At 69.2% G+C, this 12004-nt stretch carries 12 protein-coding genes, 1 pseudogene and 1 riboswitch; of the genes and pseudogenes, 8 read left to right on the top strand and 5 right to left on the bottom strand.

Annotated elements, in window-relative coordinates:
* Nucleotides 1-509, top strand: a 509-nt coding sequence (locus R6V09_RS32805; protein ID WP_317885093.1) for a trehalose-phosphatase, incomplete at its 5' end; no start/stop codon positions are given.
* A 13-nt stretch (nt 510-522) separates the two neighbouring features.
* Here the strand turns inward: R6V09_RS32805 and R6V09_RS32800 are convergent.
* Nucleotides 523-2022, bottom strand: a complete 1500-nt coding sequence (locus tag R6V09_RS32800) for an alpha,alpha-trehalose-phosphate synthase (UDP-forming) (RefSeq protein ID WP_317885092.1) — start codon at nt 2020-2022, stop codon at nt 523-525.
* Nucleotides 2023-2118: 96 nt separating this feature from the next.
* Nucleotides 2119-3063 (bottom strand): glucosyl-3-phosphoglycerate synthase, encoded by a 945-nt coding sequence (locus R6V09_RS32795; protein ID WP_317885091.1) that lies wholly within the window; start codon nt 3061-3063, stop codon nt 2119-2121.
* A 182-nt stretch (nt 3064-3245) separates the two neighbouring features.
* Nucleotides 3246-3400, top strand: a riboswitch (SAM riboswitch).
* Nucleotides 3401-3415: 15 nt separating this feature from the next.
* Here R6V09_RS32795 and thrC point away from each other — a divergent pair.
* The 5 genes from thrC to R6V09_RS32770 all read left to right on the top strand — a co-directional run bounded on the left by thrC (nt 3416) and on the right by R6V09_RS32770 (nt 9125).
* Entirely contained in the window at nt 3416-4711 is a 1296-nt protein-coding gene (thrC, locus tag R6V09_RS32790; RefSeq protein WP_317885090.1) for a threonine synthase, read from the top strand.
* A 93-nt stretch (nt 4712-4804) separates the two neighbouring features.
* Nucleotides 4805-5080 (top strand): MoaD/ThiS family protein, encoded by a 276-nt coding sequence (locus R6V09_RS32785; protein WP_317885089.1) that lies wholly within the window; start codon nt 4805-4807, stop codon nt 5078-5080.
* A 478-nt stretch (nt 5081-5558) separates the two neighbouring features.
* Nucleotides 5559-5765 (top strand): cold-shock protein, encoded by a 207-nt coding sequence (locus tag R6V09_RS32780; protein WP_019057200.1) that lies wholly within the window; start codon nt 5559-5561, stop codon nt 5763-5765.
* 398 nt (nt 5766-6163) lie between these two features.
* Entirely contained in the window at nt 6164-7792 is a 1629-nt protein-coding gene (gene groL / locus R6V09_RS32775) for a chaperonin GroEL (protein ID WP_200690012.1), read from the top strand.
* A gap of 208 nt (nt 7793-8000) precedes the next feature.
* A complete protein-coding gene (locus tag R6V09_RS32770; RefSeq protein WP_317885088.1) occupies nt 8001-9125 on the top strand; it encodes an NADH:flavin oxidoreductase in 1125 nt (374 codons plus the stop codon).
* A 147-nt stretch (nt 9126-9272) separates the two neighbouring features.
* Here the strand turns inward: R6V09_RS32770 and R6V09_RS32765 are convergent, their stop codons facing one another.
* A complete protein-coding gene (locus R6V09_RS32765; protein ID WP_317885087.1) occupies nt 9273-9659 on the bottom strand; it encodes a hypothetical protein in 387 nt (128 codons plus the stop codon).
* 78 nt (nt 9660-9737) lie between these two features.
* Between R6V09_RS32765 and R6V09_RS32760 the strand changes: the two genes are divergently transcribed.
* Nucleotides 9738-10334 carry a GNAT family N-acetyltransferase gene (locus tag R6V09_RS32760; protein ID WP_317885086.1) on the top strand — a complete coding sequence of 199 codons (597 nt, stop codon included), beginning with the start codon at nt 9738-9740 and terminating at the stop codon, nt 10332-10334.
* Between the two features lie 60 nt (nt 10335-10394).
* Entirely contained in the window at nt 10395-11366 is a 972-nt protein-coding gene (locus R6V09_RS32755) for a metallophosphoesterase (protein WP_317885085.1), read from the top strand.
* Here the strand turns inward: R6V09_RS32755 and R6V09_RS32750 are convergent.
* Nucleotides 11363-11776: a hypothetical protein gene (locus tag R6V09_RS32750; RefSeq protein ID WP_317885084.1), complete on the bottom strand. Its 414-nt coding sequence runs from the start codon at nt 11774-11776 to the stop codon at nt 11363-11365. The two genes, R6V09_RS32755 and R6V09_RS32750, sit on opposite strands and share 4 nt — an antisense overlap.
* A 1-nt stretch (nt 11777) precedes the next feature.
* A pseudogene (locus R6V09_RS32745) lies at nt 11778-12004 on the bottom strand (hypothetical protein); the annotation flags it as partial.

Genomic DNA, 12004 nt, shown 5'->3' with positions numbered 1-12004 from the left:
CCGTCAGCGCCCCCGCCCCGCACCCCGGTGTCGCCGCCGTCCGCGCCGAACTCCCGGGCTTCCTCGACGGGATCGGCGCCTGGCAGGGCACCTGGATCGAGGAGAAGGGCCGCGCCCTCGCCGTCCACACGCGTCGCGCCACCGACCCCCAGGCCGCCTTCGAGGCCCTCCGCGCCCCCCTCACCGACCTCGCCACCCGGCACGGCCTGATCGTCGAACCGGGCCGCCTGGTCCTGGAGTTGCGCCCGCCCGGCATGGACAAAGGCGTCGCGCTCGCCGACTACCTCCGCGAGACCGGCGCCGAGTCCGTCCTCTACGCAGGCGACGACCTCGGCGACCTTCCCGCCTTCGCCGCCGTGGAGAAACTCCGCTCCGACGGCGTCCCCGGCTTGCTCGTGTGCAGCGGCAACGACGAGGTGACAGAACTACGCGAACGCGCGGACCTGGTGGTGGACGGCGCGGCGGGGGTCGTGGCCCTGCTGTCGACGCTGGCCGCTCAACTGGGCTGATCCCGCAGGGCGTTCAGCTGGACTGATCGCGCAGGGCGTTCAGCTGCTCCAGGAACCACTGGGCCGGGGGGAGCGCCGTGGCCGCCGCGGCCAGCCGCTTCGTCCGTTCGGCGCGTTCCTCGACGGGCATGGTGAGCGCCTCGTGCAGGGCGTCGGCCGTGCCGATGACGTCGTACGGGTTGACGGCGATCGCGTCCTTGCCCAGCTCCTGGAACGCGCCCGCCTCCCGGGACAGGACCAGCACGCACCCCTCGTCGGAGACGACCGGCACCTCCTTGGCGACGAGGTTCATGCCGTCCCGGATGGGGTTGACGAGGGCCACGTCGGCGAGCCGGTACGCGGCCAGCGAACGCGCGAAGTCGTCTTTGACGTGGAGCACGACCGGGGTCCAACCGGGCGTCCCGTAAAGGGAGTTGATCTCGTCCGCGACCCGTTGCACCTCGGCGGTGTAGTCGCGGTAGACGGCGAGGTCCTGCCGGGACGGGTAGGCGAAGGCGACATGCACGACCCGCTCCCGCCACTCGGGGTGGTCGTCGAGCAGCTGCCGGTACGCCAGCAGCCCGCGCACGATGTTCTTCGACAGCTCGGTCCGGTCCACCCGGACGATGGCTTTGCGGCCCTCGCCGATCTCCTCGCGCAGCGCGGCGATCCGCTCCTCGACGTCCGCCTGGTGCGAGCGGGCGTGCAGGAACTCGGCGTCGGCACCGAGACCGTGGACACCGATCAGTGTCCGGCGGGCGATCCGCGCCTGGTGGGTGGTCTCGTCCCTCTCGAAGTGCTCGATGGCCCGCGGGGCGCCCGACGGCCAGGTGGAGACCCAGCGGTCGGGGTCGACCCTGCCCGCGCAGTCCTGGAACGCCGTCGCCCACCGCCAGGTCAGGAACCCCACCTGGTCCGCCCCGAGCATGCCCTCCATCAGCCGCACCCGGATGTCGTCCGGCAGCATCTGGAAGTAGTCCACCGGCGCCCAGGGCGTGTGCGAGAAGTGCCCGATCCGCAGGTCGGGACGGAGTTCGCGGAGCATCCCCGGCACCAGACACAGGTGGTAGTCCTGCACCAGCACCGCGGCCCCCTCGGCCGCCTCCTGGGCCAGCGCCTCGGCGAACGCCCGGTTGTACGTCTCGTACGACGCCCACTGGCGCCGGAACTCCGCGTCGAAGACCGGCTCCAGCGGGGTCTGGTACAGCATGTGGTGGACGAACCACAGCACGGAGTTGGCGATGCCGTTGTACGCGTCGGCGTGCACGTCGGCCGGAATGGCGAGCATCCGCACGCCGTCCTCGCCGACACCCCGCCGTACCGCCTCCCGGTCGCCGTCGGACAGCGCCGAGCAGACCCACAGCGCCCCCGCGTCCGGCCCGATCGCCGACAGCCCGGACACCAGCCCACCGCCACCGCGCCGGGTGCGCAGCGAACCGTCGTCGCCCACCTCGTAGGAGACCGGGCCGCGATTGGACGCGACGAGCACCTGAGCTGCACCGGACGCGGACGAGGGGGACGACGTAGAAGCCATACGGCACAACCTAGCCCGGCCCGGAAACACTCAAACGTACGGACGGGTCACAACGGACCGGAGGGGTCCGTATACGGACCGCCCGCCCCGCGCCGGCTACGCCACCTTGCGCGACTGGTACTCGGTGATGTCCGCCATCGGCGGCCGTTCCTCCGTGTCCACGGAGTACGTGCGCGGCTCGAAACCGTCCGGACCCCGCTCGAACTGCGTGAGGGACGGCCGGATGAGATGCCCGCGGGCCAGCCTCAGCTGTGCCGTGCGGTAGATCTGCGCGGCCATCCGCCCCAGCGCCTGCCCGTCCTGGTGCCGGTGCTTGCGCACACCCACGTCGACCTGCGCGAGGGCGTCCAGACCCACCAGGTGCAGCGCGTCGACGAGCATGCCCAGCTCGACGCCGTACCCGACGGGGAACGGGAGTTGCTCCAGCAGTGAGCGGCGGGCCGCGTACTCGCCGCCCAACGGCTGTACGAATCCGGCCAGTTGCGGCCAGTGCATGTTCAGCAGCGGGCGGGCCATCATCTCGGTGACCCGGCCGCCCTGGCCGGCCGCGCCGCCCAGCGGGCGGTCGTACATCGCCTTGACGAGGTCGACGCCGGGGTCGGTGAGCAGCGGGCCCACGATCCCGGTGACGAAGTCGGAGGAGAACTCCTTCAGGTCCGCGTCGATGAAGCACACGATGTCGCCGCTGGTGACCAGCAGCGAACGCCACAGCACCTCGCCCTTGCCGGGCACGGCGGGGATGCGGGGCAGGATGTCGTCGCGGTGCACGACCCGGGCGCCCGCCGCGGCGGCCACCTCGGAGGTGCGGTCGGTGGACCCGGAGTCGACGACGACGATCTCGTCGACGAGCGGGACCTGTTGCATGAGGTCGTGACGGATGATCGCGACGATGTCACCGACCGTCGCTTCCTCGTTGAGCGCGGGCAGCACGACGGAGACCGACTGGCCCGTGCGGTGCTTCGCGGCCAGGATCTTGTGGAGCGGCCGATCGGTCAGGGACCAGGAGCGGGTGCTCAGCCAGTGCTCGACTTCCTTCAGCACGTTGCGCGGCTCCTCTGCGTTCTCTCGGCGAGGGCTGGTCACAGACAGTGAGTGTGTGATCCATCTCGCGGTTCGGACGGCTCACTCAACTGTCCTGGCCTTCGGTTACAGTCTTGAACAACGCTGATGACCATCGCATGTCGGGGGCCGTCGGCGAGACAATTGCATACACAACTGAACACCGCTCATCCAGAGGGGCAGAGGGATACGGCCCGTTGAAGCCCCGGCAACCCTCCAGCCGGTCTTGTCGCATGTACATCTACATGTGCCGAGGCTCCCGGCTCGGGAAGGTGCCAAATCCGTCTCACGGCGAAACGCGTCGTGAGGAAGATGAGGAAAGGGCCTCGCCTCCATGGCTGCGCAGACTGTTGCAAGCACCACGAACCCCGTAGACGCCGTTGATCTCGGCCCCGCCACCGCGCTCTCCTGCCGCGAGTGCGGCCACCGCGTCCCGCTCGGCCCGGTCTTCGCCTGCGAGGAGTGTTTCGGCCCGCTGGAGATCGCCTACGACTTCTCGGCCTACGACACCGAAGAGCTCCGCAAGCAGATCGAAGCGGGCCCCGCGAACATCTGGCGTTACGCGCCCCTCCTGCCCGTCCCCGCCGACGTGGCCGACAAGCCGAACATCAACCCCGGCTGGACCAAGCTCGTCCAGGCCGACAACCTCGCCCGCGAACTGGGCGTCGACGCCGGCAAGCTGTTCGTCAAGGACGACTCCGGCAACCCGACGCACTCCTTCAAGGACCGCGTCGTGGCCCAAGCCATCGAGGCCGCCCGCGCCTTCGACTTCACCACCCTCTCCTGCTCCTCCACCGGCAACCTCGCGGGCGCGGTCGGTGCCGCCGCCGCCCGGGCCGGCTTCCGCTCCTGCGTGTTCATCCCGCACGACCTGGAAGAGGGCAAGGTCGTCATGGCCGCGATCTACGGCGGCGAGCTCGTCGGCATCGAGGGCAACTACGACGACGTGAACCGCTTCTGCTCCGAGCTGATCGGCGACCCGGCCGGCGAGGGCTGGGGCTTCGTCAACGTCAACCTGCGGCCGTACTACGCGGAGGGCTCCAAAACCCTGGCGTACGAGATCTGCGAGCAGCTGGGGTGGAAGCTTCCGGACCAGCTCGTGGTTCCCATCGCCTCCGGCTCGCAGCTCACGAAGATCGACAAGGGGCTGCAGGAGCTGATCAAGCTCGGGCTCGTCGAGGACAAGCCGTACAAGATCTTCGGGGCGCAGGCGGAAGGGTGCTCGCCGGTTTCCGTCGCCTACAAGGCGGGGCACGACGTCGTACGGCCGCAGAAGCCGAACACCATCGCGAAGTCCCTCGCCATCGGGAACCCGGCGGACGGTCCTTACGTGCTGGACATTGCCCGGCGGACCGGTGGGGCTGTCGAGGACGTCAACGACGAGCAGGTCGTCGACGCGATCAAGCTGCTTGCGCGGACCGAGGGGATCTTCGCGGAGACCGCGGGTGGGGTGACCGTCGGTGTGGCGAAGAAGCTGATCGAGAACGGGTTGCTGGATCCGACCCTCACGACGGTGGTCCTCAACACGGGCGACGGGCTCAAGACGCTGGATGCGGTTGCCGGTACCGGGCTCACCGCGACTATCCGGCCGAGTCTTGAGTCGTTCAGGGAAGCTGGACTCGCCTCGTAAGCGTCGTTGTTCGTCTGCGGGCCGGTGGGGGCCGGTCGCGCAGTTCCCCGCGCCCCTAAAGACAAAAGCCGTACCTGACCGGAGGTCTTGAGCATGAGCGTTTCTGTCCGCATCCCCACCATCCTGCGCACCTACACCGGCGGGCAGGCCGAGGTTCCCGCCGAGGGTGCCACCCTCGCCGAGGTCATCACGGACCTGGAGAAGAACCACACCGGGATCTCCGCCCGCGTGCTCGACGATCAGGGCAAGCTGCGCCGGTTCGTCAACGTGTACGTCAACGACGACGACGTGCGGTTCGAGCAGGGGCTGGAGACGGCGACTCCGGACGGGGCCGGCGTCTCGATCATCCCGGCCGTCGCCGGAGGCTGACCATCGAGCACAGTGCAGGCGGCTGAGCGACCGCTTAATCGGCTCGGCGCTTACCCTAGGTAATGCCGATTACCGAGCGTTCATCGAATTGCCCCCTCCGCGAGAGAAGCGGAGGGGGCAATTCTCTATGGTTGAGCGGGGTACAGTTGGGGAACGCGCTCCACTCCGCATGCCGAACGCATATGAGCACCGGCTCCGCGTGCGATGAGAAGTAGCCAAAGTGTGCAGGTATTTTGCGCCTTATATGCCCTTTATCCGGCCCGACTTGCCCTGAAGTCGGACGAATTCTCCGTAAATTCCCGACCGGTCCTGCCCGGAATTCTCGTCGGATTGACCTGTTGCAGACGGCAGTTGGACGGATACATTCGGCCGCGGTCGACGCGTTCCGGCGCACGCCCCCAATCCTGTGGGGGGTGAGGTCTGACCCGGATCCGCGAAGTGTGGATCCGTGCAAGGGCCAGTAATAGGGGAGTTAGGCATGGCTCAGGGCACCGTCAAATGGTTCAACGCGGAGAAGGGGTACGGCTTCATCGCGGTCGACGGTGGTGCGGATGTTTTCGTCCACTACAGCGCGATTCAGATGGACGGCTACCGCACCCTGGAAGAGGGTCAGCGGGTCGATTTCGAGATCTCGCAGGGTCAGAAGGGGCCGCAGGCGGACATGGTCCGGCTCGCGACCAGCTGAAGCACGCGCCGACGAACAGCAGCGACGTTCTTCGTTCCTCACCGAAGGGCTCGTACTCCTGGGGGGTCACCTCCTGGGGTACGGGCCCTTCGGCATGCCCGGAGCGTGCCTCTCGCGCGCGGGAGCCAAGGTGCCCAGAACACGGGAGCCGCTTGCGCCCACCCGTCGCCCGACCACCACCCCTCAACGAGCCCGCTTCGCGGGCGCACCTTGCACTCGACCATGCCGAGTGCTAATCATTGGCGTTAGCACTCTGCAGGTGAGAGTGATAACGAAGGATCGGGTCGGTGAGGCCCGCAGGCCAGGTGGTGCAAGGATCCACGGGGCAGGCGAGCCGTCCGTCGCGGGCGCCAGCGCGGTCCGGAGCAATCCACCCCAGTCCGGGAGGACCACTTCACATGGCCAAGATCATCGCGTTCGACGAGGAGGCGCGGCGAGGCCTTGAGCGCGGTATGAACCAGCTCGCCGACGCCGTCAAGGTCACCCTCGGCCCCAAGGGCCGCAACGTCGTCCTTGAGAAGAAGTGGGGCGCCCCCACGATCACCAACGATGGTGTCTCCATCGCCAAGGAGATCGAGCTGGAGGACCCGTACGAGAAGATCGGCGCCGAGCTGGTCAAGGAAGTCGCCAAGAAGACGGACGACGTCGCCGGCGACGGTACGACCACCGCGACCGTGCTCGCCCAGGCTCTCGTCAAGGAAGGCCTGCGCAACGTAGCCGCGGGCGCCAACCCGATGGCCCTCAAGCGCGGTATCGAGAAGGCCGTCGAGGCCGTCTCCGGTGCCCTCCTTGAGCAGGCCAAGGACGTGGAGACCAAGGAGCAGATCGCTTCTACGGCCTCCATCTCCGCCGCCGACACCCAGATCGGCGAGCTCATCGCCGAGGCGATGGACAAGGTCGGCAAGGAAGGCGTCATCACCGTCGAGGAGTCCCAGACCTTCGGTCTGGAGCTGGAGCTCACCGAGGGTATGCGCTTCGACAAGGGCTACATCTCGGCGTACTTCGCCACCGACATGGAGCGTATGGAGGCCGTCCTCGACGACCCGTACATCCTGATCGCCAACTCGAAGATCGCCAACGTCAAGGACCTGCTCCCGCTCCTGGAGAAGGTCATGCAGTCGGGCAAGCCGCTGCTGATCATCGCCGAGGACGTCGAGGGCGAGGCCCTGTCCACGCTGGTCGTCAACAAGATCCGCGGCACCTTCAAGTCCGTCGCCGTCAAGGCTCCGGGCTTCGGTGACCGTCGCAAGGCCATGCTCGGCGACATCGCCATCCTCACGGGCGGCGAGGTCATCTCCGAGGAGGTCGGCCTCAAGCTGGAGAACGCGACCGTGGACCTGCTGGGCCGCGCTCGCAAGGTCGTCATCACCAAGGACGAGACGACGATCGTCGACGGCTCGGGCTCGGCGGACCAGGTTGCCGGTCGCGTCAACCAGATCCGCGCCGAGATCGAGAACAGCGACTCGGACTACGACCGCGAGAAGCTCCAGGAGCGCCTCGCCAAGCTCGCGGGTGGCGTCGCCGTCATCAAGGCGGGCGCGGCCACCGAGGTCGAGCTCAAGGAGCGCAAGCACCGCATCGAGGACGCCGTTCGCAACGCGAAGGCGGCCGTCGAGGAGGGCATCGTCGCCGGTGGCGGCGTCGCGCTCATCCAGGCGGGCCACGTCTTCGAGAAGCTTGAGCTCGAAGGTGACGAGGCCACCGGTGCCGCGATCGTGAAGCTGGCCCTTGAGGCCCCGCTGAAGCAGATCGCCGTCAACGGTGGTCTCGAAGGCGGAGTCGTCGTCGAGAAGGTCCGCAACCTGCCCATCGGTCACGGCCTCAACGCCGCGACCGGTGAGTACGTGGACATGATCGCCGAGGGCATCATCGACCCGGCGAAGGTCACGCGCTCTGCCCTGCAGAACGCCGCGTCCATCGCCGCGCTCTTCCTCACCACCGAGGCCGTCATCGCCGACAAGCCGGAGAAGGCCGGTGCCGGCGCGGGCGCCGGTGGCGGCATGCCGGGCGGAGACATGGACTTCTGACCGACCCCTTCGGGTTGATCAACGGTCTTACCGAGGGCGGTACTTCCTGCTTCTGGCAGGGGGTGCCGCCCTCGGGCGTGTCCGGGATCACAGGCCGAGGAGTGGGACGGTCGGAATGACGGGCTTGGCCCGGGGGTTGTTGTTGACGCATGATCGATGCATACGCACATACCACTTGGTACCTGGTACTCCCGAGGAGCCCCCACTCGTGTCTACGACCGCCCCCGCCTCCCGAGCGGCCGAAGTCCTCGCCCGCCCGATCGTCCTCAACGGCCTGACCGTCCCGAACCGGATCGTGATGGCGCCGATGACCCGGCAGTTCTCGCCGGGCGGGGTGCCCGGTGAGGACGTGGTCGGGTACTACTCCCGCCGGGCCGCCGCGGGCGTCGGTCTCATCGTCACCGAGGGCACGTACGTCGGTCACGAGTCGGCCGGGCAGAGCGACCGCGTCCCGCGCTTCAGCGGCACCGAGCAGCTCGCGGGCTGGGCGAAGGTGGCCGAGGGCGTGCACGCGGCGGGCGGCACGATCGTGCCGCAGCTGTGGCACATCGGCATGGTCCGCGAGCAGGGCCAGCCGCCCTACGCCGAGGCCCCCGCGGTCGGCCCGTCCGGGCTGCGCATCGGCAGCGACGAGGTCACCGGCACGGCCATGACGCAGCGGGACCTGGACGACGTCATCGGCGCCTTCGCCGAGGCCGCTGCCGCCGCCGAGCGCATCGGCTTCGACGGCGTCGAACTGCACGGCGCCCACGGCTACCTCATCGACCAGTTCCTGTACGCGGGCACCAACCGCCGTACGGACGCCTACGGCGGTGACCCGGTCGCCCGCACCAAGTTCGCGGCGGAGATCGTGGCCGCCGTACGCGAGACCGTCTCCCCGGAGTTCCCGATCATCTTCCGCTACTCGCAGTGGAAGCAGGACGTCTACGGTGCCCGGCTCGCCGAGTCCCCGGAGGAGCTGGAGGCGATCCTCACGCCGATCGCCGCGGCCGGCGTGGACGTCTTCCACGCCTCCACCCGCCGTTACTGGCTCCCCGAGTTCGACGACTCCGACCTCAACCTCGCGGGCTGGACCAAGAAGCTCACCGGCAAGCAGACCATCACCGTCGGCTCGGTCGGCCTCGACGGCGACTTCCTCAAGGGCTTCCGCGGCGAGGGCGCCCCGCTCAAGGGCATCGACGACCTCCTCGACAGCCTGGAGCGCGACGAGTTCGACATGGTGGCCGTGGGGCGGGCACTGCTCCAGGACCCGGAGTGGGCCGCCAAGGTTCTCGCCGGGCGGGTGGACGAGCTGGCACCGTACGACGCGGCGGCGCTGCGCTCGCTGAGCTGAACTGGGCTTTTGTTGTGCGGCCGGTGGGGGTGCGCGCCGTTCCTGGGGGCTGCGCCCCCAGACCCCCGTCGGCCCTGAAGGGGCCTCGTCCTCAAACGCCGGACGGGCTGAGCAATGCCGGCCGGGGCCCTTGGCGGTCCCGGCGGCTCAGCCCGCGATGCGTCCGAAGAAACCGAGGGCGAGGGCGTACGGCGCCAGCGGCAGGAGCTCGGGACGCAGCGCACGACCCTCCTGGTCCCCGACGCAGGTGTAGGCGAGGGCGCTGGAGAAGCAGCCGCCCATGAACGCGGTCGGCATGAATCCGAACAGGTCTCCCCAGCTCCCGACCACGACCGAGCCGCCCGCGTGGCCGACGACTGCGAGGAGGGCGCAGACCAGGTAGAGCCGGTCGTTCAACGGACGCCAGACCGCGCCCCCTTTGCGCCCGTGCCCGGTGAACCGGGCGATGCCCGCGTACAACAGCGCGGGCAGACCCAGCGCCACCAGCAGTACGGCCCACATGGCACCGGTGTCCGGGTCGCTGGGGAACCCCATGATGTCTTCTCCGCCCTGCTGCTCCGGCTGTCGTCCCCTCGTGCGCGAAGCTCCGTGGGCGTGCGTACGGTGGATCGTATGACTTCCGCCGGCCGGGTGGCCACCATCGTCGATCTCGACGCCGTCGTCGCCACCTTCACCAGTGCCTTCCTCCACGACCCGGTCTGGGGGCCCGCGTTCCCGGACGAGCGGCGGCGGGCCGAGCAGGCGGCCGTGATGTGGCGGGTCTACGCCGGCTCCGCGCTGCGCTACCCCTGGACGCTGGTGACACCGGACGTCGAGGCCGCGGCGGTCTTCATTCCGCCGGGCGGTGTCGAGCTGACCGAGGAGGAGGCCGCCGGTCTTGAAGGGCGGTTGGCCGCGGTCACGGACGCGGCGACGGCCCGGGCGATCACGGTGGTGGGGGAGCGGTTCGAGGCGGCGCATCCCGCCGAGCCGTTCTTCTACCTCACGATCCTGGGCACGCACGCCGACCACCGGGGCAAGGGGCTGGGCATGGGACTGCTGGCCGACGGGCTCGCCCGGGTCGACGCGCTCGGCGCCCCCGTGTACCTGGAGTCGACCAACCCGGCCAACAACAGGCGTTACGAGAGCGTCGGCTTCGAGGCCCGCGGCGAGATCGTCACCCCCGGTGGCCAGGTCGTCACGACGATGTGGCGCCCGGCCGCCCATTGAGCCCACGCCCCGGCCTCCGCCTCTGTTGATCCTCCCCAACTCGGGCTAGCGTGCCGGAACATGAAGATTCTCCACCTGTCCGACACCCACCTGGAGCGCACCGACGCCCCCAACCGGCACGGCGTCGACGCGACCGACTCCCTGCGGCTGATGCTCGCCGAACTGCGGCACCAGCGCGGTGTGGACGCGATCGTCGTCACCGGGGACCTCGCCAACGACGGGGCGGTGGAGGCGTACACGGCCGTACGGGAGCTCGTGGGAGGGTTCGCGCGGAGGATGGGCGGGGTGCCGGTCTTCTACACGACCGGGAACCACGACGAACGCGAGGCGTTCGGCAAGGTGTTGGGGAGCGGGCACCTGGCCGCGGACGGCACGGACCGGGTCGTCTCCGCCGTGTTTCCCGTGGAGTTCGCGTGCGCGGCCGTGAGTGACGTGGGCGGGTACCGGTTCATCACGCTCGACTCCCTGGTGCCGGGGAAGGTGTACGGGCGGCTGAGCCGGGGCCAACTGGACTGGCTGAAGGAGGAGTTGAGCACGCCGTTCGGGAACGGCACCGTCCTCGCCTTCCATCATCCGCCGATCGCCCTCGACGTGCCGACCCAACAGGCCTTCGGGTTGCGGAATCCCGGCGAGCTGGCGGACGCGATCCGGGGGAGTGACGTACGGGTCGTCCTCACCGGGCACTTCCACCTCCAGCTCTTCGGCTTCCTGGAGGCGACGCCGGTCTGGGTCACGCCGGGTGTCGTCAACCGGATCGACCTGACGACCGCGCCCGGCACGGAGCGGGCGGTGCGCGGGGCCTCGGCCTCGCGGGTGGAACTGGGCGGTGAGACCGGGCCGATGTTCCACACCTTCCACGCGCGGGACCCACGGGCGCACGAGACCGTGTACCAACTGGACGCGGAACGGACCCGGTTGATCATCGAACGGGAACGGGAACGGGAACGGGAACGGGAACGGGAACAGGAACAGGAACAGGAACAGGAACAGGAACGGGAGCAGGAACCGGAACGGGAAGGGGAGGGCGGCTAGCGGGACTTGTACCAGGCGACCGAGAGGACCACCACCACGCCGATCGCGGCGCCCGCGAACTCGTAGGCCGCGTCGAAGGCCAGGCCGGAGCGGTCGGTCACGGCCCAGTCCCGGCCGGCGTAGAGCCGTATGCCCGTCACCTGCTCCTCGTCGTACTCGAAGTTCAACCCCGCTATCTCGCCACGCCCTTGCTGTCCGCCGGGCAGCCGCCAGGTGCCCGTGCAGGGGCCGTTCCAGTCACAGTGGACGTATCCCTCGGTGATCGTCCGGTCGCCTTCGGCGAACCGGTAGACGTTTCTCGCGGCGAACCACAACGGCAGCGCGAGCGCGCACAGGCACGCGACCAGCACCACCCGCTGCCACCACTTGAGCCCGCCCACGACATCCGCACTCCATGCCAACGGGCCCATGTCAGAGATTCCCCAGGGGTTCGATGTCGACGTGCACCGGTGTGCCCCAGACCCGCAGCACCTCGTAGTCGGTGAACTCGTGCACGAGCCGGTACGCCATCGCGGCCCGCGAACCGCGGCGCTGGGCCGCGAGGTACAGCTCGGCCTCGTGCCGGTCGCGGCGCGGGGTGCCGCACAGCTGCCAGGCCTGGCCGTTCCACAGCTCGGGCAGCCAGCGCTGCTGCGCCT

It is taken from the genome of Streptomyces sp. W16 (assembly GCF_033194735.1).
In the GTDB taxonomy this organism is placed as follows: Bacteria; Actinomycetota; Actinomycetes; order Streptomycetales; family Streptomycetaceae; genus Streptomyces.
Note: the sequence above shows the minus strand (reverse complement) of the source record. Positions and strands in the feature narration are given on the sequence as shown.